12 protein-coding genes and 2 pseudogenes are annotated in these 25804 nt (G+C 48.2%); 1 reads left to right on the top strand and 13 read right to left on the bottom strand.

The features are described from left to right. Nucleotides 1–287 precede the first annotated feature (287 nt). Entirely contained in the window at nt 288–3635 is a 3348-nt protein-coding gene (locus L1F29_RS03545) for a GH36-type glycosyl hydrolase domain-containing protein (protein ID WP_258387013.1), read from the top strand. Nucleotides 3636–3953: 318 nt separating this feature from the next. On the opposite strand, the gene L1F29_RS03540 is transcribed toward L1F29_RS03545, so the two are convergent. The 13 genes and pseudogenes from L1F29_RS03540 to L1F29_RS03485 all read right to left on the bottom strand — a co-directional run bounded on the left by L1F29_RS03540 (nt 3954) and on the right by L1F29_RS03485 (nt 25796). Next, complete coding sequence (locus tag L1F29_RS03540; protein WP_258387012.1) at nt 3954–7016, bottom strand: S-layer homology domain-containing protein; 3063 nt, start codon at nt 7014–7016, stop codon at nt 3954–3956. A gap of 544 nt (nt 7017–7560) precedes the next feature. After that, a complete protein-coding gene (locus tag L1F29_RS03535) occupies nt 7561–8784 on the bottom strand; it encodes a chloride channel protein (protein WP_258387011.1) in 1224 nt (407 codons plus the stop codon). A gap of 429 nt (nt 8785–9213) precedes the next feature. Further along, nucleotides 9214–11652, bottom strand: a complete 2439-nt coding sequence (locus L1F29_RS03530) for a glycoside hydrolase family 38 N-terminal domain-containing protein (RefSeq protein ID WP_258387010.1) — start codon at nt 11650–11652, stop codon at nt 9214–9216. 40 nt (nt 11653–11692) lie between these two features. Continuing rightward, nucleotides 11693–13915, bottom strand: coding sequence for a glycoside hydrolase family 3 N-terminal domain-containing protein (locus L1F29_RS03525; RefSeq protein WP_258389597.1), 2223 nt, complete (start codon nt 13913–13915; stop codon nt 11693–11695). Between the two features lie 491 nt (nt 13916–14406). Then, nucleotides 14407–18741 (bottom strand): S-layer homology domain-containing protein, encoded by a 4335-nt coding sequence (locus L1F29_RS03520; protein ID WP_258387009.1) that lies wholly within the window; start codon nt 18739–18741, stop codon nt 14407–14409. 19 nt (nt 18742–18760) lie between these two features. Further along, nucleotides 18761–19813: an Ig-like domain-containing protein gene (locus L1F29_RS03515; protein WP_258387008.1), complete on the bottom strand. Its 1053-nt coding sequence runs from the start codon at nt 19811–19813 to the stop codon at nt 18761–18763. A gap of 299 nt (nt 19814–20112) precedes the next feature. Next, nucleotides 20113–20631 carry a hypothetical protein gene (locus L1F29_RS03510; RefSeq protein ID WP_258389908.1) on the bottom strand — a complete coding sequence of 173 codons (519 nt, stop codon included), beginning with the start codon at nt 20629–20631 and terminating at the stop codon, nt 20113–20115. Continuing rightward, nucleotides 20547–21067: pseudogene (locus L1F29_RS03505) on the bottom strand (hypothetical protein); the annotation flags it as partial. The pseudogene L1F29_RS03505 and the gene L1F29_RS03510, both read right to left, overlap by 85 nt. 67 nt (nt 21068–21134) lie before the next feature. Further along, a pseudogene (locus L1F29_RS34315) lies at nt 21135–21239 on the bottom strand (phosphotransferase); the annotation flags it as partial. Nucleotides 21240–21321: 82 nt separating this feature from the next. Beyond that, on the bottom strand, nt 21322–21804 hold the full coding sequence (locus L1F29_RS03500) for a protein kinase family protein (RefSeq protein WP_258387007.1): 483 nt from the start codon (nt 21802–21804) through the stop codon (nt 21322–21324). 450 nt (nt 21805–22254) lie between these two features. After that, a complete protein-coding gene (locus L1F29_RS03495; RefSeq protein WP_258387006.1) occupies nt 22255–23145 on the bottom strand; it encodes a carbohydrate ABC transporter permease in 891 nt (296 codons plus the stop codon). 45 nt (nt 23146–23190) lie between these two features. After that, on the bottom strand, nt 23191–24090 hold the full coding sequence (locus L1F29_RS03490) for an ABC transporter permease (protein WP_258387005.1): 900 nt from the start codon (nt 24088–24090) through the stop codon (nt 23191–23193). 92 nt (nt 24091–24182) lie between these two features. Next, nucleotides 24183–25796 (bottom strand): type 2 periplasmic-binding domain-containing protein, encoded by a 1614-nt coding sequence (locus L1F29_RS03485; protein ID WP_258387004.1) that lies wholly within the window; start codon nt 25794–25796, stop codon nt 24183–24185. Nucleotides 25797–25804: the final 8 nt, after the last annotated feature.

The following is a 25804-nucleotide window of genomic DNA, read 5'->3' as shown; positions in this document are numbered from 1 at the left end:
ATACCTTGAGGCTCGTTGGAGCTCGCCGCTGATTTGCACTGCCGCGCTCGTCTTGCACCGAAAGATTCTCAATAAACTCGAAACGTTTCGAGTTAAATGCAAGATTCCAAAATGAATGCGCTTTAAATTTTCTATGCAGCAGGACTAGTTTAGGCTGTTTGGTTTATTGACTGGAAGAATTTTGGCCGATATAATTGGCTTTGATATCTACATAGAAACGTTTCGAATTATGGAGTGGAATCATACGCTGATCGAGCAAGAAAAAACAAATGAAGGAGTGTAGGTAAGTGACAATAACCAGCGATAAATCATTCCATATTCAACATGGAAGCTTGCAATTCTCGTTCTGTGAAAGCGGAGACATTCGCAATATGACTTATAATGGTCTGATGATCAATCAATGGTTGGCCAATTCGATCGACGGAGCACTGAACAATTTGTATCTGCGTCTGCATGAGCCATCCGGTATCCGGGCCCTCCCTCTGCTTGGCGTTCATTCCGCAAGTCTGGTCGGCTTCTCGGATCAACAGGCTGTATGGCAAGGCTCTGTGGAAGCGCTTCAGTACAAAGTCGTGCTGACGCTGGCATCCGATGGTATCTGGTTCTGGGACGTAACGGTTGATGGTCAAGGTCAGGAAGTCGATCTTGTATACGGACAAGATGTCGGTATCGCCTCTCTGGGCTTTATTCGTAATAACGAAGCTTATTTATCCCAATATATCGATCACGCGGTGTTCGAGGATGAGCAGAAGGGCTATGTGGTCTGTTCACGCCAAAATCAGCGGCAGCCAGGCGGGTTCCCTTATTTGCAGCAAGGCGCGTTAACAGGCGCGGCTGGATTTTCGACGGACGGATTTCAATTCTTCGGCTTGTCGTATAAAGAGACCAATGTGCCCGAAGCACTGAAGCATGATAAGCTGCGCAATGAAGTTTACCAATATGAATTTGCCTATACGGCCCTGCAATCGGAGCGCGCCGTATTGGACGGCAAGGCCCGCTTCGTGTTCTACGGCCTGTTCCAGGAGGATCATCCGAAGGCCATCACGGAATTGGAGCATGGAATGATGATCTCGGAAGCTTGGGAGCAAGTAAGCAAGCTGCCAGAACCGTCCGTTCGCCAGGCTGCCAAAGTAAGCCGGAACGCATTGATCGGCGCTCCTCTCGAATCCGAATCTATGACCGCAGAAGAGATCGCGCAATATTTCCCGCAGCGTATTCAGGAAGAGAAGGATGGCGAGACGCTGTTGTCCTTCTTTACGAACAGCTACGAGCATGTCGTGCTCAAGGAGAAGGAACTGCGGGTAGAGCGTCCGCATGGCCACATTCTGATGACAGGCCAGAACGAACGGATGAAAGAGAACGTACTGACGACAACATCGTACATGTACGGGATATTCAACTCCCAGCTGACCGTCGGCAATACGTCATTCAACAAAATGCTGACGAATGCCCGCAGTGCATTGAACGTGATGAAAACATCGGGCCAGCGGATCTATATCGAAGTAAATGGCGCCTACCGCCTGCTCACGCTGCCTTCGCTGTTCGAGCTTGGATTCAACTATGTGAGCTGGTATTACAAGACGGCAGACGATACGATCATCATCACGAACTTCACTGCTGTCGATACGCCGGAGCTCTGTCTGCAGGTTCGGTCAACGAAAGGCCGTTCGTACCGTTACATGGTAACCAATCAGGTCTCCATGAACAATTCCGAATACGAAGCACCGTTCCATATGGAGCAGCAAGGCGATGTTCTTGCGTTCCGTGCCGACGCTTCTTCCAACAGTGCGGCTATATTGCCGGAGCTTAGCTACCGGATGAAGCTTGCCGGGACGGGTATGAAGGTGACGGATGAAACCGTATTGGCGGCTAACCTGTCGGTACCGAGCGCATCTCTCGTCGTTCTGGAGCTGGATGCATGCAGGGAATGGACACTGACGGTACAAGGGCTGCTCAGAGGCGAGGAGCTTCCGTTCCAGACGCTGGATGCTGCATCCGAAATTTCCCGTTATCGTGAATTTTTCCGCGAGGTCATGAGAGGCTTCCGTCTATCCCAACAGGAAGGCGGCAAGGAAAACCTCGAGAAGATCAATGCGCTGGCATGGTGGTATACCCACAATATGCTTGTCCATTATTCCGTACCTCACGGACTTGAGCAATTCGGAGGTGCGGCATGGGGAACGCGGGATGTTTGCCAAGGTCCGGTCGAATATTTCCTGGCCACGCAGCAGTATGAATCCGTTCGCGAAATTTTGCTGACGGTATACACCCATCAATTCGAGGACGACGGCAATTGGCCGCAATGGTTTATGTTCGATGAATATGCGCATATCTATGCGTCGGAGAGCCATGGCGACATTATCGTATGGCCGCTCAAAGCACTGAACGACTATTTGCATGCAACACAGGATTTCCGTCTTCTTGAAGAAACCATCCCTTATACCAGCCGGGATAACGGTAAAGTGACGGAGACGCCATCCAGATTATTCGACCATATGAAGAGAGCCGTCGAGTACATCAAGGATAACTTCCTGCATGACACTCATCTCTCGGCCTATGGCGACGGGGATTGGGATGATACGCTGCAGCCTGCCCGCAAGGAGCTGAAGAAATTTATGGCGAGCAGCTGGACGGTAGCGCTGACTTATCAAGTATTTAGTCAATCGTCCAAAGTGATGGCCGCATACGATGGAGCTTTTGCTTCGGAGCTGAAGGAATTGGCTGAAGGGATTCAGGCCGACTTTAACCGGTATATGCTGAATACCGGCACTATTCCGGGCTTTGTCTACATGGAGGAGCCGGGCCAAGCAGAATTGATGCTCCATCCGACGGATACGAGCACAGGCATTCAATACCGCTTATTGCCGATGACGCGCAGCATGATCGGCGAGTTGCTGACCAAGGAGCAAGCAGATTCCCACCACGAGCTGATTAAGCGGGAACTGTATTGTCCGGATGGCGTACGCCTGATGAACCGTCCAGCCAACTATGAAGGCGGCGTCAGCACGCATTTCCAACGGGCCGAACAGGCTTCCAACTTCGGCAGAGAAGTCGGATTGCAGTATGTTCATGCGCATATTCGCTTTGTCGAAGCCATGGCCAAGCTGGGTAAAGCCGACGAGGCATGGAAAGGTCTGGCGATGATCAATCCGATCGGCATCCAGGATGTCGTCCCGAATGCCGAAATCAGACAGAGCAATACGTATTTCAGCAGCTCGGACGGTAAATTCAACACGCGTTACGAAGCGCAGGACCGTTTCCAGGAGCTGCGTAACGGGTCCGTTCCGGTTAAGGGCGGATGGCGCATCTACTCCAGCGGCCCTGGAATCTACATGAACCAGCTCATCTCGAACTGCCTCGGCATTCGCCGGGAGAACGGCGATCTGGTTATCGACCCTGTACTCCCTCGTGAGCTGAACGGGATGCAATTCGATTATACATTCGCAGGACGTCCAGTCCGCTTCGTCTATCGCCTGGGTGAAGGCCAGTCGATCCAGCGCATCACGGTCAACGGACAGGAAGCGGCCTATGAGGAGACGGCAAACCGTTATCGTCAAGGCGGCGTCCGCGTGAAGCGCGAACTGCTTGACGGCTTGCAGCCGGATGGCGTGAATGTTATTGAGATTTATATGTAAGATTTGGAGAGATTTCAATCAATACGAAAAAACGCCGCTGCTTGCAGGACCGCAAGCAGCGGCGTTTTTAACTCTAGTTATACCATAGTTGCTCAAGCTCGGCTGTAGTCTGCACTTTTCCTCTACCGTTGTTCTGTCGCTCTATTCTGATAACGATTTCGTCACCACCTTTCGGGAATTTCCCTTTCGGCACGGACTGGTCGAGATCCTGTACCGTACGCTTATTGGGCGAATGACAAAAAGGGCGACCTCCTCTCGTTCCGAGATTCGGTCGCCCTTTCATTAGTCGTGAATATTACCGCTCAAACAAATGACACTCTATGGTGCCACAGGGGGTGCTACAGGAGGTGCTACAGGGGTCAAATTACTGTTAGACACGGTGAACACTCTATTGAACTTGTCCGTGATCTTGATGACAGCTTTGGCCGGTTCTGTAAAATTATAATCTGTGCTATCCCAATATTCATTCGAAGCTGCTGCATCGCGTTGAATAAAGGCTGCGCTGAGCTGGCCGTCCAAGCCGCCGTATGTCACGTCATCGGCTTTCAATTTAGCCAGCTGAGTTTCCGTTGCCGCCAAACGCTTTGCCAATACATTTTCATCCTCATCTAGAAGAGACACTTCGATGCTCGCAATGTTATTCCATGACAGCTTTGTCAGATCAATCTTGAACCCGACGTTATATGCTGGCACTTCCCCTCCCATGTAGCCGAAGTCCTGGGGCTGCACGTATTCCTCCGGATTCGTTACATTGACTGGTCCTGTAGGAGCCTTAGGGTTCAATGTGTCGTTAAACACCGTATAAAAGTTATTGTCCTTATCCGTGATCTTGATGACAGCCATTGCTGGTTCGGTGAAATTATATGCCGTACTTTCCCAATAATCATTCGAAGCTGCTGCATCGCGCTGAATAAAGGCTGCGCTGAGCTGGCCGTCCAAGCCACCGTATGTCAAGTCATCGGCTTTTAATTGATTCAGACGAGCTGGCGTTGCCGCTAAGCGCTTTGCCAATACATTCTCATTCTCATCTAAAAGGGACACTTCAATGCTCTTAATTTCATTCCATGGCAGCTGGTCCAGGTCGATCTTGAAGCCGACGTTATAAGCAGCTTGTTCCGTCCAATAGGCGAAGTCTTGCGTCTGCACATGTCCTAAGTTGGTAGCCTCTTCCGCCTCTGGCGCCTCAGAGTCCAAAGTGCTGTTAGTGACGGTGTAGACGTTTTTATTATCGTCCTTAATTGTAATGACAGCCTTTGCTGGTGTAGTGAAATCATACGCTGTGCTTGCCCAATAATCATTCTCGGCTCCTGCATAACGTTCGATGAAAGCCGCGCTGAGCTGTCCGTCCAAACCGTCGATTGCCTCGTCATCAGTTTTCAATTTATTCAGCTGAGCTTCCGTTGCCGCAGTGCGCTTAGCCAATTCTCTGCCCTGCGCATCTTGGAGGGACACCTCGATGCTCGCAACGTTATCCCATGGCAGCTTGGACTGATCCATCTTGAAACCGACGTTATAGGCATTTTCTTCAGCCCAGTAGCCGAAATCCTGCGTCTCTACGTATTGTTCAGGATTCGCAACGTTAACAGGACCTGTAGCGGTTAAATTGCTGTTCGATACGGTGTAAACCATATTGCTCTTGTCTGTGATCGTAATGACAGCCTTAGCTGGAACAGAGAGTAGATCATACGCTGTGCTAACCCAGTATTCATTCTCATCTGCCGCATCACGTTGTTTAAACAGTGCGCTGAGTTGACCATCCAAACCGCCGTATAACGCATCATCGGCTTTCAATTTATCCAGACGAGCTTGAGTTGCCGCCGTGCGCTTTGCCAATTGTCTGCCCTGCGCATCTTGAAGGGACACTTCGATGCTCTTAATGTTATCCCAAGAAAGCTTGGACAGAGCAATCTTAAAGCCAACGTTGTATCCTTCTTGGTCATCCGCGTAACCGAAGTCCTGCGTCTGAACGTATTGTTCCGGGTTGGTGACGATGCCACCGTTATTGCCGCCATTGCCGCCGCCGATAGAGCCACCGCCTGTAAACGGAGGGAACTTGTTGATGATCGTAATGTTATCTTTCTTCGGACCGTCTACGCTAGCCGGTGCATATTCGAACGAAGACCCTTCGGCTCCTTCGCTGATCGTAGCCTTCTTGATCTGGCCTGTACCTAATATTTTGGCGATGGATTCCAGTACAAGTTGATTTATAAGAGCTTCTCTATCAACTTCAATGGTATTATTCAAAGCCGTCTGCGCAGCAATCAACTTCTCAATGGAACCTTTGCTCAATTTCACATGGATTTGTGTTGCCTGAATATCTACATCATCGAATGTACCGATGATTTCAACTTTCGAGTCCGCTGGAAGCTGCTTGGACAATTCGACATCCGTAAAACCTTCGCCCGTCACGCCGCTCTCTTCAAGCTTTACCGAAGACTGAAGAATGACGCTTTCTACCTGCGTAGATCCTTTTGCTACAACGCGAACGGTACCGTCCTTCTTGTTTACGATGACTTCTACCAGAACGGAATCGACAAGGTGGATCGAATTAGCGCCTCCGCCCTTGATGTAAGTGGTGCCTTTAACTGTCACGTTCTGCAAAGTTACATCGCCGTCGCCGACACCTTCCGCTAAAATCAGGTCGCCGTCGATTTCCATGTTCTGAAGCGTCACGCCTGGCGCGCTGACAGTCACATTGCCTTTAACATTCTCCGTACCGCTTTCCGGTCCATAGGTTCCAGCTTTGTCATAGGTGACGGAATCCAAAGCAGTCTTAGCATTCAATGCCGCTTGAATCATGACAACTGCTTCTGCCCGTGTGAGAGGTTTCTTAGGACCGAAGAGCGCTCCCGGCAAACCGTTGGCAATTTCATATTGGACAAGCGCAGCAACGCTCTCTTTGCTCCACGCAGCGATTTCTTCCTCGTCCTTGAACGATTGCAGCGTATTCTCTTCCGTGGATTTCAAACCAAGCAGTCTTGCGATCATGACGGCGGATTCTTGCCGAGTAACGGAATCATTGGCGCGGATGAGATTATCATTGGAACCGACAACATAACCGGCTTTCACAGCCTTTGCAATTTCGCCATATGCCCAGTTAGTAGCCGGCAAATCTTTGAAATTAATTGTCGCTTTTTCTTGCAATTCGAATAAACGATTTACCATGGCAATGAATTCTGCACGGGAAATAACTTGATTCGGACGGATCGTGCCATCATCGAAGCCCTTTAAATTACCGGCTGCGATCCATTCTTGAATCTGTTTCTCTGCCCAGTGGCCCTTGAAATCAGGGTTCGATTGATCTGCGAATGCGCTAGCAGGGGATAATGCGAGAGTAAGCCCTAGAAGTCCGATAGATACTTGGCGAAATTTGGGTGACATTGTCTCTCCTCCATGAAATCATTATGTAATTTGACTCAGTTCTTTGTACCTATTTTATTAGATATCCTGAAGAATACAAAGACAATCCTATCATAAATTGAACATTATTTCCAAATCTTTTTTATGAATTTTCTATTTTTATTTCTATCAATCGAACTCTCTATTTCTAGAGTCCTATACCCCTCCAATCCACTGGAATTCCTTGTATTTATTGTAAACGAGCATCTGCCGTCAAAAACATAGTGTAAGACTGGTATGCTATAACTAGCAATTATAAAATCAACGGAGTTCTCCACTCGTTGCATCACTTCTCTGAAAAGAGTTAATAGCTCATGCCTAAACGGCATGAGCTATAATAATTAAGAAATATATAGATTTGAGTATTCCCGTTTACTCGCCAAACCTCTATTATCCTGTTAACTGAAATCTTGCGGACAACACTTAGCGGACCTGCTGAATGGACTGGTTGATCCATTATGAATGTCCGCCAATCGCAATATACTGGCTGAACTTGATCTTACTGCTCAACGAACCCAGATTCGAGTTATCTCCATTTGATCTTCAATAGATACATTGGCAAATATGCTGCTAATAGCAGTGGTATAATAAGCTTTACCGGGAATATCATGATTAAAATAAATACAACAGCTATTGGCTTTTTGAGCACTCCGCTTGTGAGTGAAGTGGTGATCACGGCAATGGAGGTTACCGGATCTAATGAAAATAACAATGCAATTCCATATCCTATGCTTACCCCTGCGAAAATAATAGGAAAGATATGTCCTCCGCGCCAACCGGAGGCTAAACAAAATTCCGTTAAGAATAACTTTACAATGCCTATTATCAATAAGAGATAAATCGACATCTCCGTCCACTCTGATGCTACTTCCGTTAGCTGATGCTCCCCTGAGAATAAAGTAATAGGAAGAATAGTACCTATTACTCCCAGAACTAATCCGCCAGTAACGGCTTTAATTACTTTATAATTCTCAAGCGGTTTAAGCATCTTATGCAAAATGTATCCAAAGAACTCATACAATTTTGCCAGCAATACTCCTGCAAGTATAAGCGGGATTATAGCTACTATTTCATGTTTGCCTATCGTCGCCTGACCGAAATCAGCTATAGAAAAATGCCTGTTATCGATTTTGGACAATAGTAAAAAGACACCAAATCCTGCAGCAGTCGTTATTGAATATACAAGTATTTTTATCGACTTTATACGCCGAGAATCTTTCCTATCTTCAAAGAATGTATTAGCTCCAAGAAGCGGCGCTCTAAAAATCATGCCGACCGTAGCTTCAATGCTATACTCGATTATGATTTCTCCATATTCATTTTCTATAGCTTTTTTCTTAACTAAAGATTTAATAACATCGCCTGCCCATGTAGAAAGACCTCCTACAATGCCAACCAAAGCCGCCTCTGGACCAAGACTGGCTCCAAATGAAAGAACGCACAGCGCGGTTATTGCGCTCTTATATCCTGAACGATAATCAATTCGTTTTGTTTCCTTGAATTCCGCTACTACATCCTCCATTTTACGCGGGTAACTGCCAAAGTACTTTTGACATAAACCTACCAAAACTCCTCCAACTATACACACGATCAAGGTCCAATATCCAACATCGATCGAGCGAGGCAAATAATCCCATAGGAAGCGAGTCGTTAAAGAAGTCACAGCTAAAAAACTCCATGTCAGAAGCCCTGTGACCCCTCCTATAATGATGCTGTATAGAATTAAATTGCGTAATCCTAAAAATTTCATCTTCTTCTCGTTACCCTCCGTCTTTCTGAGCTCAGCTCCCGAAAAATTATAATTCCGACCGCTGGCGCAGGAGCATGAATGCCGCTCGCAGGCACTGTTTGCTATTACTCAGCGCCGTCCGTGCTTATGCTATCTATACTATATACTTAACAAGTGTCGAGTATCCAGTTGCGCACAAATCTATCTATTAATATAATGTGCCTGGCCTGCCTCCCTTTAAACATAGGAAAATGAAATTACAAAAAAAAAACCCTCTCCGCTTTCGACAGAGAGGGTTAGCCACCGTTACTTCTCGTTTTTATTTTCCATCCCACACTAACAGTGAATAGCACTCCACCTGACTGGTAGGATGGCCCCAATTATCTCGCCGATCCCGCTCCCGAATGAACAGAAGCTGCTATGATCAGACCAGCAAGGCCGGATCAAGGATTATTCCTTGACCCGCCAAGCCAGCACGCCAGCATTCATGCTGCGGCATGCTTCCAGCGCCGCATCCGGTTGTCCGAACGCTTCGCCCCAGGAAACGAGGTAACGAAATTCGTAGAAGCCGCCTAGCGTCGCGCGGAAGTTCGTCTCCCAGTAGTTGTTCATCGGCCACGAGTACAGATGAGCCGGATCATCCTTCATGCCTTCGTCATCTTGCAGCATACGGAACTCGTGCTTCAGCGAGCCCAGTTGAATGAGCGGCGTGTCCGGCATAGCGATGGCTACACCGCTGCCGCCTTCGGTATAAACCGCTCCTTCGCCAAGGCAGTAGTAGTCAATCAAGCTGCCCGGAAGCTGATCAATGCGCAGACGGGTCGGCGCTTGCAGCTTATCAACCCACAGCTCCCGCTTGCCGGCTTCGATCGATCCGCCGAACGGGATGGAGACGTAGATGTTTTCCGGATCCCATACGCTGTTCTTGTGCATCCGCACTGCAACGTCCAAACGCGGCTTATCCGCATAGGCGGTCACGAGCAGCGAGTAGTGCTGGCAGCCGTCCACTTCATAGGTAAAGCGTACGCTTGCGTACAGATCGCCCTTATCAGCCACCTCAACCTGCGTCAGCTTGCCGACGGAAATGAGTGCGTGCGGCCCTTTGCGGTTGCGGCCCATTTTACGGCGGTTATTGGTCATTTCCTCGACTTTGGCCGATTTCGTCACATCGTAAACCGGCGTAAACGCATTGTGATTGCGGTCGGCGCGCAGCAATTCTTCGCCCGTCTTCTTGTCTTTCCAGGAAACGATGCCGTCGCCCAGATTCCATTCCAAACGCACGAACGGCGTTTCAAGCGTCGTATACGTCACTTTAATTGCGGAAGTGTCCTGTGGATCCGCAATATCGACGATGCCGTCCGCGCCGAGCAAATCTGTGCTGTGCGCGGTACGGGTGTTCGGCTTCTCAACGGGGCGAATGCGCATCATGCGCTCTTCGCCCGGCTGCAGCGTAACCGGTACGGTGACGATAGCGCCGCGGTGAGCTACGCGAAGCTGGGCTGGATATACTTCGCCGCTGGCTTCGTCATAAACCTCGAACCCGTTCTTGATTTCTTCCAAGTGCCAGAACTCCATAATGAAGTGGGCATAATCCTCCTGTACGAAGGAGTACGGGTTGCGGATTTGGAAGCGCATCGGACGATTCGGCGCCAGCAGCGCATCGCCTTTTGCTTCCAGAATATCATAAAGCGCCGAATGAGCCAGCGTGCTCGCATTGGCGGCAAAAGCATCCTTGCGCACGCCCAGCTCTTGCACGAACGGGTTCCATGGCTCCGATACGGAGGAGTGGTAGCCCCAAGTGTGCTCAGCGAACAGCATGAGTTCGTTTTCCATTTGCTTGATCCGTTCTTGAGGTACGATTTCAAAGGCCGGATCCAGACGTCTTACTTTCTCGTAGACGCGCTGAGCTTCGCGGAATACTTGCACATGCATCGGCGTCGAGCCGGTGCCGTCTGTCCACCAGTCCGGCCAATCGCCGCGGTGTACCGGGATGTCGTCCGCGTACTTCCGTACTTCGGCGAAGAAATCGTCCAGCGTCGCCGGTTGAATGCGGATGTTGTCGCCATGCTTCTCGTTCCACTTGTTCACAAAATCCATCATTTCCGGGTTCGGCGAGCTGTTATCCGTCGGCAGACCCGACAGCATGGCCGGGAAGAACGGAAACTTGAAGCCGTCCGCTTTCAAACGGTCGATATAGCGGTTAATCCGGATTTCGGCCATTTCAAACGTTACGCCTTTGGACGTATCCATGCCGTCACGGATCGTATAATTGCCGCCCAGACCCGGCTGAATGCCGAGATCATTGCCGAATACATAGTGCTCCCCGTTCCAGATCAGGATGCGGTCGCCCTTCTGCGTCTCCCACCAGAATGGCGTTTGCTTCTTGCGCAGCGGAAACATGGAGTGATGCGTATGAATACATGTGATCATATTGCGGATGCCCATTTCGTGGAGCGATTGCCCGTAGCCCCAGCTAAAGCCGGTAATGTCGGCCGTCATCGCCGACTCCAGCTTGACGTCGATCGACTTCGCATAGTCGCGGATCCGGCCCAGCATGGAATCAAGCAGTTCCTTGCCGACCAATTCACTCATGTTAAGGTACGTGCCGGACAGGCCGAAATCGCCGTTGCGGAACGCATCCGCCAGTTCTTCGCGCTCTTCTTCCGTCGCTCTGGCCAAGAACGTCTCAACCGGCCAGAACGTTTCGCACACCCATTTGTATCCTTGCCATTCCGGGCGGCTGCCGGCACGAACTTCACGAATAATGCCCAGCGCTTGACGAATGAAATCGACGTGGTATTGACAGATTTTCTCCTGACGCTCGGTATACCCGATATCGGTGTGAGAATGCTGGATTGCGTAAATTGTAAAGTTAGCAGGATTCGTCATCTCTCGCACTCCTTCTTCCTATCTCTTCTTAATTATCTTTCTATTTCATCACAGTGAAAGGCACTTCAAGCAAGTCGGCTGAATTGCCGCCAACCAACAGCTTGAACTCGCCCGGCTCCACGACGCGCTTCAGCTCCCGGTTCACGAGCTGCAATTGATCCTTGCCGATTGTGAAGCTGACGGTTGTCGCCTGCCCCGGCTCCAGCGCGATTTTGTCGAAGCCTTTCAGCTCCATTACAGGACGCGTCACCGAACCGACTTCGTCGCGGACATACAACTGCACGACTTCCTTGCCGGCCATGCCGCCCGTATTCTTCACTTCGACGGACAGCGTCGCTTCGCCGTCAGCCGGAATTTGCGCCGGCTCGACTGTCAGGTTCGAATATTCGAAGGTCGTATAGCTCAGCCCGTGGCCGAACCGGTAAAGCGGCTCGTTGTCCATCTCCAGGTAACGTCTGCCGTTGGTGCGACGAACCTGATAGTACACCGGCAGCTGTCCGACATGCTTCGGTACGGAAAGCGGCATTTTGCCCGAAGGGTTGATGTCGCCAAACAGTACATCGGCAATCGCATGGCCGCCTTCCTGTCCCGGGTACCACGCTTCAAGCACGGAATCGATATGGTCGGCAATCCACGGCTCGCTGACCGGACGGCCGTTGATGTAGATGACGACAACCGGCGTGCCCGATTCATGCACCGCTTTAACCAGATCAAGCTGGACGCCCGACAGGGTAAGGTTGATGCGGTCGATGCCCTCGCCGGTATCCATGTCGGAGTCGCCCTCCGCGATCAGATTGGCACCGGTCACCTGGTCGATCGTGTTGTCGCCGAACTGGCGGGCGCTCGATCCGCCGACCACGACGACCGCTACATCGGCGCCGCGCGCCGTCTCGACCGCTGCGGCGAAGCCGGAACGGTCATCGCCCAGAATGCGGCAGCCTTCGGCATAACGAACATCGATTTCCGCGCCCGCTTTTTCGCGGATGCCCTTCAACACCGTTACAATCGCTTCAGGCGGCTGCGGCGAGGTGTAGTCGCCAAGCTGATTGTACCTATTGGACGCGTTCGGCCCGATAACCGCGATGCTCTTCAGCGATCTGGACAGCGGAAGCAGCTGATTGCGGTTATTCAGCAGCACGATGCCTTCCTCGGCCAGTTCCCGCGCAATGCTGCGATGTGCCGACGAGCCGACGATTTCTTCCGCCCGCTCTGGGTTTGCATACGGATTCTCGAACAGACCCAAGCGGAACTTTATGTTCAGATTGCGGGCGGCCGCCTGATCCACCACGTCGATAGACACTTGGCCCGACTCGATGGCGTTCATCAGGTGGCCCTGGAATACTTCCCCGCACATTTCCATATCGACGCCCGCTTCAAGCGCCTGCTTGGCCGCTTCTTCATAGTTTGCCGCCACGCGATGGCCGCCCGCAAGCATGCCAAGCGCTCCTGCGTCGGTAATGACGAAACCGTCGAAGCCCCATTCATCCCGCAAAATATCGGTCAGCAGCTTGCGGTTGGACGTGCACGGCACGCCATCGACATCGTTGTATGCCGTCATGAGCGACATGGCGCCTGCTTCCACCGCTTTCTCGAACGGATACAGATCCTTCTCCCGCAGCTCGATCGGACCTAGCGGAGCCGGAGCGCCGTTGCGTCCGCCGTGAGAGGCGCCATAGCCGACGAAATGCTTGACCGTCGCCGCGATGCCGCGCTCCGGAATCTGGCCTTGCATGCCGCGAACGGCCGCTGCGCCCATCTCACCGCACAGGTACGCATCTTCACCGAACGTCTCCTCGGTGCGGCCCCAGCGGGGATCGCGCAAGACGTCAAGAATCGGCGAATAGGTCGCTGCGCCGCCGCGCGCGCGCGTCTCGTCGGCTACAGCCGCATTCGCCTGCTGGAACAATGCCGGATTCCACGTGCTGGCCGAAGCGATCGGCACCGGGAATACCGTGCCGCCGATCGACATATGGCCGTGGGCGCACTCTTCCCCGAACAGAATCGGAATGCCGAGCCGCGATTGTTCAACCGCGATCCGCTGAACCATATTCACCGCTTCGGCGCTCTCGCCGGGCTGCATCCCCGTCTCCAGCGTAACGCCTGTCCACGGATCGGCCCGCAGGAAGCCGTAGAAGGCGCCAACCTCGCCTTTCTCGATCTGTTGTGCAAACTTGTCGTCTATATGCAATTTACCGTCAGTCCGAGTATAAGCATGCCAGCCGAACAACTGAACGAGCTGACCGATTTTCTCGGCGGTCGTCATTCGGCGGAGAAGATCATTCACCCGTTCTGCCGTCGGCAGCGACGCGTTGCGATAAGGATAATCCGTCACTTGACACCCTCCAATTACTAGATAATATTTCCACATACATACTACAGCTGTATGCCTAAATGCGGCTTGTCTTCATTGTACAAAATACGGCTTCAAAAAGCTTTGAACAGTTGCGTCATCTTTTTGCACAATTAGGACAGAACATTGCGCGTTGCAATCGTACTGTCGATAAGGATAACGTGACAAACGGTCAATAAAGCTTTACAGGAAGCCGATTAGGATGCTTCTAACACATAAGTGACAAACTTTTCATCCCAAATGCTCGTAAAAATAGCATGAAAAAGACGACGCTTTATGAAACGTCGTCTTTCAAAGGGTTGGCACATGGCACTTTCATTATACATAAAAAGGTACAGCTCCCACAAAAATCCGGATGAGCTGTACCTTTGCTTGTTAAATCTTACCTCCTCAACAGGTGAGGATTAGTTCAAGCTGTTCAAGAGTGTTTTAATTGGATCATTAAGGTTCAATGCATTCAGAATGATCGTCATAGCCTCAGCACGTGTGGAGCTGCCTTTCGGATCAAATATCCCATTTGGCTTGCCGCTAATGATGCCAGCTTGTGCCGCATCCTTAATTTGATTCATGGCAAAGGAGCTCGCGCTTGACATATCCGTGAAGTTGCCTTTGGAATCATCTTTGTCAACTTCATTCAAGCTGACAATACGGGACAGAATGATGACCATTTCTTCGCGGCTGATCGTTTTGTTCGGCTTGAACGTTCCGTCACCGTATCCGTTAATAACGCCTGCACTTGCAAGGTTATTAATCGCGTTTTTAGCCCAATGACTGTTAATGTCGCTCAGTACAGCCGCATCTTGAGCGCCGCCGCCGTTGATATCGAAGACGCGAGCGATGATCGCTGCAAACTCAGCGCGTGTGATTGGACTGTTCGGACGGAACATGCCATCCTCAAACCCAACGATCACTTGCAGTTTCACAAACGTAGCAAGGGTCTTTTCAGCCCAGTGTCCTTTCAAGTCAGCCAGGTCAATCTTATCATTAGATTTCTTGGCTTCCTCTACCCTGGACTTAATCGCATCAATTAAGTTTGCTGCATTAATAATATTGCTGTTGAATATATGATCTGTTGGTTCTGGCGTTGGTTCTGGTGTTGGTTCAGGCTTAGGCTCAGGTGTTGGTTCTGGCGTCGGCATCGACGGCGTATAGCTCTGAGTGCTTACCGTTACCGGTGTGCTCCATTCACTAGCTCCTGCCGAATTTTTAGCTCTCACCTTATAGGTGTGGCTTGTGTTTGCTGCAAGACCTGTATGTGTGAATGGATTTGCAATATCCGTTTGAATAACTCCATCCACCATCAAGTCATAACCTGTTGCGTCTGCTGAATGGTTCCATGTTACGTTGATTTGCGACATACTTGCTGCTGTCGCTTTCAAACCTGTAGGTACGGCAGGAATTGTGCCAACTTGACCGCCTTCCTCTGACACGGTTACCTCATGGGAGGCACCGGCTACCTGCAGCTCTTTCCCCTGTTCGTTTGCAATTACAACATTATCGATCGATACAGTCGTCTTAGCAGAAGCTTGCGCTCCAGCTTTAGCCATAAATTTAAAAGCTAGCATTTCGCCTTGGGCAGGCACATTCACACCCAAGCTGGCAGCCGTAACCCAGATTTGTCCCGGCACTGTCTCCGATTGATCGATGACTTGGAATCCGTCTTTCAGTGATGTAATCGAATCAAGATGCAGCATCGTCGGATCATAGTGAAGCGTAAACTCTTGGGAAAACACCGACTGGTGCTCGTTTTTCATATCGCCGTTCAGTTCCATCGTCAGATCGAACGCTTCGCCAGCTTTCACCTGTTCCAGTCCGGTAATAACCGCGTGCGGTTTTTCAGAAGGACCCGGTTCCAAAAATACGTTGATCTCTGCAGCCGATGCCCAACCATTAGCACCTGCCGTTGCTTCGAGCTTGATAAATGATGCATCTGTCGGATCAAAAGTCGCTGCTTTCTCCGCATTGTCCTTTGCCCAATCTCCGCTTGCAACCTTGGTAAAGGTCACTCCATCCGTACTTACATAGATATTATAAGTCGTAATAACCCCATTAAGCGCAGACGCTCGCGGCAAATACGTCAACTTACTAATGTTGTAAGTTCCCCCGAGGTCCAAAGTGATCGATTGAGGAAGTACATCCGATTTATCCCACTTTGTATGCCAGAAAGTTTGCGAATTTCCGTCAATCGCCAGGGATGCTGAATTATTTTCTTCAACTATTTCCTCACTTGTCGCCGTTGCCGTCATTTGCGACTGCGGGATCTTTTCAACCGTTACTTTAATGCTTGTTATCAAAGGTACGTTATTCGGATTTGCCACTCCAACCGGCAAAGTTACCGTTCCGTTTACAGTGAAAGTCTGTACAGTCATTAAAGCAGGATCATATTTCGAAGACTCTACATCCCATGTCACTTTGGCATCGCCATCGCCGCCATCGGTAACCAATTTCACCGTTTTCGGCAAACCAAGAGCGTCTGCCGTCTTCGCCGCTCCGACTGCCGCACCCGTTTTGTCAGCAGGTGCCGTGATGCTCTCTAAATTAACCCCTTGAGGCGTAATGTCAACGTCCTGCGACGAACGGTTATACATGGAATCCGCAGCGAATACTCGCAGTGTATACGGAGTAATCGGCGACAAGCCAGTCAGCTTGTATTCTCGATATTCATCGAATGGCTGGTCCATCGGCAGCGAAAGACTGTTGAACGATTTGTCCACTTCTCCCGTCAGCTTGTTGATCAGCTGAACATTGTATTCCAACACACGAACATTGTCAGTCGCTTGCTTCATTGTAAAAGTAAGTTCGTTGTTTTCGAAGGATTTGATCGTAATACCCTCATCAAATTGCGGCGCGATGAGTTCTTTTGTATCGCTCTTGTTGTACGTAAAGGCATCCTTGCCTTCGCCAACAGTTGCTACAAAAGGTACGCCTACAAATTGTTCGGTGCTCAAATTATACTGTTTGATAATAATCTTCGAACCGTACACCTCTAAGAAATTCGCGATGCGAGGTGTGACTTTGTAATTGATATACGCGCCTTCAATATAGCCGCCGTACGGACCGCCATCAATATAGCTGGAATATGACGTTCCGCCGGCTTCGAAAAACGTAGCCGCACCTTGATAGATAGAACGTTCGTCAGTCGGGTCGTAATGCGTATGACCGGACATATAGAATACTTGCGACAAATGATTGTCCGCAATATATTTGCCTACATTATTACTTGCCCCGCTGCTCCATGCCGAGGACCACACTGTTCCGCTTACAGGGAAGTGAGAAGAGACAAAGATCGGTTTTGCTGGATCGTAATCCGGTTCTTTTGTAATTTGGTCAAGGAAGTTTTTGGCTTTTCCAGACGTGTTGTTGTCATCATAGTTTCCGTCAAAGCCTACAAAATTAAATCCTTTTACATTGACCCGATAAGCATCTTTAAAGAAATTGTTATCATATGTTTGCGTAGTTTCGTTCCACGCGCCCGCCGAACCGACAGGAATAAATTTTTCTGCGCCGCCCATATCATGGTTGCCTCGAATCATTAACAGCTTCGTACGGTCAAATAGGCCTTCATCCGCAAGTTTATTGTAGACGCCTGTCAGCTCATTCATCCACACATATTCGTTCGCATTGTTACCGCCGGTAACGTCGCCGGGAATAAACAGAACGTCCGCTTGCGGGAATAATTCCAGCTCTTTTCTAAAGCCTTTTTCCACGCGCTCGACGGCAGCAGGGTTAGCGCTGATTTCCGTGTCGCTGTCCACAATCATGTTCAAATCAGCCGGGGTTGATGTTTTGTTGCTTTTTTGATAGATAAAGATTGCGTTGTTTAGTTCACGTTCGTAGTAATGGATCGTTTCCTGTGTATATAATTTCTCGTTTTGCGATGTTGAAACCGTACTTGCGGTCGTAAACACCTTGTTCAAATAATCGAAATCAGTTTGGCTGTAGCCATTGCCGAGGCCGCCTGTAATGATTGCATTGGCTTCTGCTACTGCGTCGTTAAGTGCGGTCAAATCTACTTTATTTACACCATAACTAGTATAATGCTCTTTCACTACATCGCTGCTGAATGCGTCTTTCCAGATCTTCAGCTCCGCGATATCGAATGCATTACCGCCAAGGTTGCCCAATCCGTCAGATCCGATATTCAATGGGTTCGACGTATCCAACGAGCCGAGCTTCAGCGTCGTTTGAGCCATTTCGTAACCATCGATATACATCGATGCGAGCATTTTTTCTCGGTCTACTACATAGGTGACATGACGCCAATCGGAAGCATTGAATGTGTTGCGTCCGAAAGTAATGTTCTTGTCTTTTGCGGTCGGGAAGCCCAAATTCATTTTGATCGAATTCGCTGAAGTATGAATCGCCCAGCCTGCGTTAGAGCCGTTACTGAAATCCTTATTGGATAAGATGACCTGATTATCATTCGTGTCCCCCTTATACCAGAAGGATACGGTAAAACTATCATCACCAAATTTCAAGCTTTGCTTCGTACCGACATAATTGCCGTTTCCACTTTCTATGTGCAGCGCTTTTGTTCCAGGCCATACACCGTCTACAAAGCTATAATTTCCTTTTGCAATCAAATCCTCTTGATCAACATCGTTCTTCAAGTCATTGTCGAATTTAAACGATGCCATGAGGGAGTCTGCATTTGTGTTGAGGACTTCTGCGCTTGCGGCAGGCGATAGCATAACGACTATCATCGCTAATGCGAGCGTAAAGGATAACATTCTTTTCATTAGAGTGAAACCTCCATATTTATTTCTTAGTCGCTTTTGCTACGATTTGAAGGTCTGCAAGATCAACCTTGCCGTCATGATTCACATCGATTTTTTCATTCCAGCCCGCTTGATCGGGTTGCTTGCCATATCCTCCTGCAACAATCGCCACGTCTCCAACCGAGATTCTTCCGTCTCCATTGATATCTGCGCTGATTTGCTGCTTGTTAAACCGTTGAATAGCTGCTTTCAATGCCGCTTTCGCACTTTTCACCTGCTCCTCGGCAGCGTCCGCATCGTTTGCTGTCTCATTGGCTGCGGCGATAGCCGACTGCAATTGCGCTTTGGAGCCAGCTGCGTACAGACCGTCCTCGTTACCTTCCACTGCTGCATCGTACTTAGCCTGAGCGCTTTCAATAATGCTTTGCAGCGCCAAATCGGCCTCTACCGTCACATTGGCAGCAGCTGTAAAATTGCCGTCAGCCGTTGTGACCGTTACTGTCGCCGTCCCGGGACTAAGGCCAATCAGCGAAGCGCTGCCGCCTGCTGCAGTTACAGATAATACAGCAGAATCGCTGCTTGTCCACGAAACTTGAGGATCGTTCGCATTAGCCGGCGCAACCGTTGCCGTCAATGTGATCGTTTCGCCTTCCGTCATGATGACGTTCTGCTGATCCAGCGTCACCCCGGTAACAGAGACGCGATCAACGACTTCGAATGTCTTGCGATCCACGATCTCATACCCGTCATCGAGCATGAACAGCGCATCATACGTACCTGGGGCCAGCCCATTGCTTACACTAACTTTCCCGTCTCCAGTCTTTAAATAACTCCATCTCAACGATGCTCCGGCACCTGGAGGAACATCTCCGGTTTTGTAGATTCCGATCCAATCCGTCCCGCTTGCGCCGGCACCTGTGTAAGAAAGCGTGATGGCTTCCCCTTTGAGGTAGTGAAGCTTGTCCAGAGTTAACGTCTGCCCGGAAGCTGCTTCGGCAACAGGCATGAAAGATGCTGCGTTGAAAATCAACATCATGCCTAACGCTAAACAACCGATTAGACGCAGCATGGTTTGGTTTCGTTCGTTGTTCATTAGCCAATCCTCATTTCTACTATTTTTTCATCTTAACTTGTACGTTGTTATGTCATGGAAACAAATGAGTCCTATGAATATACTCACATCCCTTCGGAAAACCAACTAGCATATTGAAAGCGAATGTTCGCTTCAACTCTTTCGAGATAGCAAGATTTGGCTCAAACAGCGATTTTCATGCATGGAATCACCTTATATTTTGTTCAATTTTCATTAAATACTTGCTACAATTTATTTAAAACAACCCGAATTCTCTTTTCGTACAAAATAAATTGTACGTTATTCCCATATTCAATAGGTTAACTTAATGTAAGACTGCAATGAAGTTTATGTAAAGATCGATTATCGGAATGTAAACACACAAAAAAATTAGGCCCAAGCATATGATTGCTTGAGCCTTTGATGCATCTGGTAATGTGGCTTTGAAGCACAACTCCAAAAGGAGTGAAGTCATCGTTGACATATGCAGCCGCGAAGATCAAGGCGGGCGACAGCACGCGCAGGCAGACGCCCGTGATTAGAGAAAAGCGATAAGTTGGTGCGTAAAGGACTTGGCTGCGCTGAAGCTCCATTTTTAGCGCATATGGCAACTGAAAACCTTGCTCCAGACTCTTGAAGCCCGCAAGCTTTATTCCGCTGTGAATGAACATCCCGACTGCCACGGTGAACAGCATGAACATTCCGACCAGCCCCAGCATCATCGTGCCCATGTCCATCGAACCGTTATTCGACATCATCGTATTATTTTCGAATAGGGTATCAAGAACAAGCAGCAGCGCCACCCGCTTGCGCAGAGAAAAACGCCGAGACCAATCCATAGTCCGGAGCTTCGTCTTGCAGCCGTATAGGCGTAAACCTCTTGTTCCGTCAGCACAGGCACTGCCTGCTCCGGTCTGGCTGAATGGCCTTTGGAAGCGTTCAGAAACTTGCTTTTGGGCTTGTCCTTATTGACTTCGACCGGACCTACCGCCTTCGCGGTCTCGATCGCCAGATCATGAAGCGGCACATAGGATACGCCCACCGTGTAAATAAATTGATTCATCGCATATTTCGTTCGTTCGGGAGCATCCTGCCCAGAAGCCAGCAGTAACAGCTCCAGCCCGCCGACATTTTCAGTTCTTTGCCGCTTGTGATCCATTTGTCGGCTACTTCTTGTGCGATATACGCCTCCGCCAACGTAACCGCAACCACGAAATCCGACAGCATGTAGAAATAAGCCGCATCGATCCAACGCTCGAAATCCGCCTCCGTCATCATAGCCAACTAAATCATATTCAGGAGGTGCAAGAATCGCTGATTCCCAATCAAGAAAATACAGCTGATTTTGATGACGAATCAAATTCCCTCCCCAAATGTCACCGTGACATAATACTCTTTCTTTAGAATCAGTAATTGCTAGGCTGCGCAGTCTACGAACATCATTCATAAGAAGAAATATCTGCTCTTTCTTTTCCAAAACATGTTCTCGCATAGCCTGTTTGATATCATTTTCAAAATTTATCGTATTTTCAAGCACCATCATCAAATGTTTCGGTTAGCAGCATGGTATGGTCAATGTAGGGTGTCATCCGATGAATTGAAGCCACTGATCTAGCAATTTCTATAAGGATATCCTTCGAAAAAGGGTATGCGTCCGCCAATGTCTCTCCTTCGATAAAATTAAATAAGACGATGGTTATGTTTCCGACATGAATTTCAAACTCTCCCATGAGTGTTTTTATTGGGAATGTAAGATTTTGAAAAAGCTTATTATGATACATGCTCCACGTGAGGGGTAAGTAATGCTGCAGCCGTTCAATACTTCTTCTTTGTCTATCATTTTGATAATTAAATAATTTTAGATAGTACCGTTCCCCGTTCCCACAATTCACCCAGTAAGAATAAGCCGAATCCCCGACTGGAATGAAATGGATGCTTTCTGCCTGTATCCCATATTCCTTTTTAAGGCTAGACATAAGAACATTATCTTCGATACGATATTTTATTTTCAAACGTTACACCCCTCCTGGGTCATTATTTTACTTGACTCTTGACAATTCGCCCCCGCGATTACGCGACGATTTTCCGTTTGCTTCAATGATTTGAGGGATTTTATCTCTAACTAGTTTTTGTTGTATATAAGCATGTTTCATCTGCTTATTTGGATAATACTTACATGGTAAGTTTAACACATCTGGAAAAGTAAAGAACCCGAGCGTCCTCGCCTAAGGGTCGGAAGCATCTTCCTTTTTTATAAACAAAAATAGCCTAATCCTCCGTCATTGTACAGAAGAGATTAGGCTATTGTCGGTATTTTTCTCGGTTTGGCTTCGCCAAACCGAATGCCGAATCCCTATCCTTTTCCCGCCAAATAATGCGGCGGCGGACAACTTAGTATCCTTCAAAGGAAAAATATTACTAATAAGGCATGTCTTTGTATCACTAGTACCAGTTTACACAATTTAGCCCTTAACACTTCCAAGGACTAATCCTGTAGTGAAATATTTCTGGATGAATGGGTAAACCATCAAGATAGGTATTGTTGCAAGGAACAACTGAGCCGCCCGGCCTGTGCGGACATTCATGTAAGCAAGAATCTTAGCAGTGTCGCCCTGAGCCATACGTATGACTTCTTCAAAATTAATGATCAGCGTATGCAAATAAGTCTGCAAAGGATAATTTTTGCTGTCTTGCATGTAAATCAATCCACTAAACCAATCGTTCCAGTGATTAACGACTGAAAACAGACCTACTGTCGCCAACGCTGGAGTCAACAATGGCAGCATAACACGGAACAAGGTAGCAAACACTCCGGCACCATCGATCATCGCAGCCTGCTCTATTTCTTCCGGCAGGCCTCTCATAAAGTTCATCATTATGATCATGCTGAATATTGGCAGCGCTCCAGGCAGAACCAACGCCCATATACTATTCAAAAGCCCAAGTTTTGTGACTACTATATATGTAGGGATCAAACCCCCATTAATAATTATTGTTACGACAAAGTACATCATATATATATTGCGCCCGAAAACCTTGTCCTTATTCTTTGAGAGAGGATAGGCGGTTATAACAATCAGCACAAGGTTTACGATCACACCAAGCAACACCCGCCAAATGCTTACCCACAAAGCTGGTAAAAACTTACCACCCCGGAAGGCGAATTCATACGATACGATCGTAAAGTCCACAGGCCAGAAAACAACCCTGCCAGCTGCAACAGCGGAAGATCCACTGAATGATATGGCCAAAAGATGAATGAAAGGTATAATACATGCAATAGCTGTAAGAGATAAAAAGATCGTATTAAACACAACAAAAGCTGTACGAGCCGGTGATCGAAAATACACCATGTCTTAAATCCCCCCATTTTCAAAATCCTATGAATAGACAAACAACTATAATACCCTGTAACCGGCAAACCTGTCAGCAAGATAATAGGACATCGAAATCATAAAGGCTGCAATCAAGGACTTGAACATTCCAACCGCCGTACCGACTGAATACTGAGCCTGCTGGATACCCAAACGGTACACATAGGTGTCAATGATATCACCAGTAGAATAAACGATCGGTGAGTATAGGTTGTAAATCTGATCAAAACCAGCGTTCAATATGTTTCCCAGTGATAGAATGGTCATCAGAACAATTATGGGCATGATCGAAGGAATGGTGATGTACCATGTCTGCTTCCATCGTTTTGCCCCGTCCACGATAGCTGATTCATACAGACCGGGGTCTATACTGGTCAGCGCTGCCAGAAAAATAACAGTTCCGAAACCAAAGCTTTTCCATATCTCTGAGACAATCATCGTCCATCGAAATGTTTTCGGGTCACCTAAAAATGAAATAGGCCCTATGTCAAATAAAGACAGGAAAGTATTCATGATCCCCCCACGACTTAGAATATCAATCATAACGCCTGCCAGGATAACCCAAGACAGAAAATAAGGCAAATAGATAACTGTTTGAAAAACACGCTTTGCCGAAACTTTACGCACCTCGTTGAGCAGGAGTGAAAACACAACAGGCACAATAATACCACCTATAATTTGGAACCCTGCTATGAATAAAGTGTTCCAAATTGTCTGTACAAAGTTGGGCTGGCTAAACACACGTATAAAATTGTCGAGACCGACCCAAGGAGACTTAAAGCCCATGGACGGATTGTATCTTTGAAATGCAATGACAAGTCCATATAGAGGGATGTAATTGAATATAAATATCACGACAACTGCGGGGATTAACAAAACATGATATTGCCATTGCTTACGTAACGTAAACAGTAATGATTTCATCGCTGAATCCTCCTAGAATACGGACTTTATACTGTCAGCGATCTCCTTGCGTCATATGACGCAAGGAGATCGCTGACAGTGTAATTATTTCATTACTTTCCGTACATCTTGTTGACGGCTGCCGTTACTTCGTCACCGCCAGCGTGTCTCCAAGCTTCAATCAAGGTATCGTAATAGCTGATATCTTCAAGACCCATGATAATTTTTGTATAACCCTCAGTCAGCAGGTCATCGAGTGTGGTACCGTAATCAAGCATGGCCTGTGGCATTGCACCCCATACCTTGGTTTTGTTGATCTGTTCATTGTCAACATGAGAGTTTCCCAGGACGAGAGATGCTGTTTCATGACCCATCTGAAGATAACGGCCTAAACCAACCAAATCGCCCTCATTCTTCCACTTCAAGATTTCATTGTAGAACAACACCGCATTTCCTGATCCAAGAAGCTTATTACCTGTAATGACCGAAGAAGATACATCCTTGATGTCTTGATAATGGGCGAACTCAACCTTGAACGGACCGGTGATATGGTGCATGTCATTGGTGTTAAAGGGCAGGACTTCCTCAAGGGTCATGGTTCCGTTGCCAATGGAGTCATTCAGAACATCAATGTATGTGTTTATCAGCTCGACAAGCACCTCTGGGTGTTTATAGCCCTTACGGACAACACTATATACGCTGTTGCTGAATTGTCTTGGATAAAGGATTTTATTGTCATCTACACTGGGCAGGTTCATGGACACAAAGTAGGTGCCTTCTCCTTTATTCTTAACCATGTCTGCACCAACTTGCCAGCCAGCCCAGTTTTGCTGTGCATATGTCCCGACTTCTCCATTATATGCATCCCGCAGCATGGCAGCGCTGTCCATTGTGGCAAAGTCCTTCTTGATATAGCCTTTTTTATACCATTCAGCCCATTTGGCAAGAGCATTTTTAGTCTCGGGCAAGGTTGCACCATGGACGATTTTACCGTCGGGGCCATCCACCCAGATCTTGGGATAAGCGTGGAATGAACTAGCCATTTCGAAGAATGCACTGAGGGTTTTATCGAGCATGGTACCGAATTTAGCGCCATTGTTCGTTTTAAACGCCTCCATCATTTTCTCAAAATCCTCAATAGTTTTGACTTCTTTAATGCCGTTTCCCTCTAACCAGTCTTTTCTTGCCCATAGGAACGAAGTGGAAGTTTCATCACCATAGTGCAGTCTGGGTATAGCCAATAGCTTACCATCACGCATGGCAGTTTCAACGATGTCCCGGTTTGGTTCAATCATCTTTATAAGAGATGGTGAGGCATATTTCTCGTAAGAACTCGTTAAATCCTCAAGCATATCAGCTTCTATAAGCTGGTTGAGTTGTACTATGTTTACCGTGAACATATCTGGCAATTCGCCGGATGCAATCGCAAGGTTGAGCTTTGTGTCGTACTCAGTCGTTATCCAATCCACTACCACATCAACATTGATTTTTTCCTTGAACAATTTGGTCCAAAGATTATTGGAGTAATCTTCGCCTTGTGCGAACTTAGCGTTTACAATCTCAGGAAGTCCCACTCTAACCTTGATGGGTTCTTGTTTCGTAGTATCCTTGGGTTCTTGATTCGTAGTATCCTTGGGTTCCTCGGTGGTAGGGGCAGAGCTTGAACATGCTGCCACTGATATAATAAGGGCAATTGTCAATACAATACCAAGTACACGTTTGTACATTCTTCTTC

This window comes from Paenibacillus spongiae, from assembly GCF_024734895.1.
GTDB classification, from domain to species: Bacteria; Bacillota; Bacilli; order Paenibacillales; family Paenibacillaceae; genus Paenibacillus_Z; species Paenibacillus_Z spongiae.
This window is presented reverse-complemented; position numbering and strand designations above follow the sequence as displayed.

Excerpts from the sequence above, each read along its gene's own strand:
- L1F29_RS03525 (WP_258389597.1), bottom strand. The coding sequence starts at position 13,915 with ATGACGACCGCCGAGAAAATCGGTCAGCTCGTTCAGTTGTTCGGCTGG.
- L1F29_RS03530 (WP_258387010.1), bottom strand. The coding sequence starts at position 11,652 with ATGACGAATCCTGCTAACTTTACAATTTACGCAATCCAGCATTCTCAC.
- L1F29_RS03490 (WP_258387005.1), bottom strand. The coding sequence starts at position 24,090 with ATGAAATCATTACTGTTTACGTTACGTAAGCAATGGCAATATCATGTT.
- L1F29_RS03520 (WP_258387009.1), bottom strand. The coding sequence starts at position 18,741 with ATGAAAAGAATGTTATCCTTTACGCTCGCATTAGCGATGATAGTCGTT.
- L1F29_RS03540 (WP_258387012.1), bottom strand. The coding sequence starts at position 7,016 with ATGTCACCCAAATTTCGCCAAGTATCTATCGGACTTCTAGGGCTTACT.
- L1F29_RS03485 (WP_258387004.1), bottom strand. The coding sequence starts at position 25,796 with ATGTACAAACGTGTACTTGGTATTGTATTGACAATTGCCCTTATTATA.
- L1F29_RS03535 (WP_258387011.1), bottom strand. The coding sequence starts at position 8,784 with ATGAAATTTTTAGGATTACGCAATTTAATTCTATACAGCATCATTATA.
- L1F29_RS03515 (WP_258387008.1), bottom strand. The coding sequence starts at position 19,813 with ATGAACAACGAACGAAACCAAACCATGCTGCGTCTAATCGGTTGTTTA.
- L1F29_RS03510 (WP_258389908.1), bottom strand. The coding sequence starts at position 20,631 with ATGGATTGGTCTCGGCGTTTTTCTCTGCGCAAGCGGGTGGCGCTGCTG.
- L1F29_RS03495 (WP_258387006.1), bottom strand. The coding sequence starts at position 23,145 with ATGGTGTATTTTCGATCACCGGCTCGTACAGCTTTTGTTGTGTTTAAT.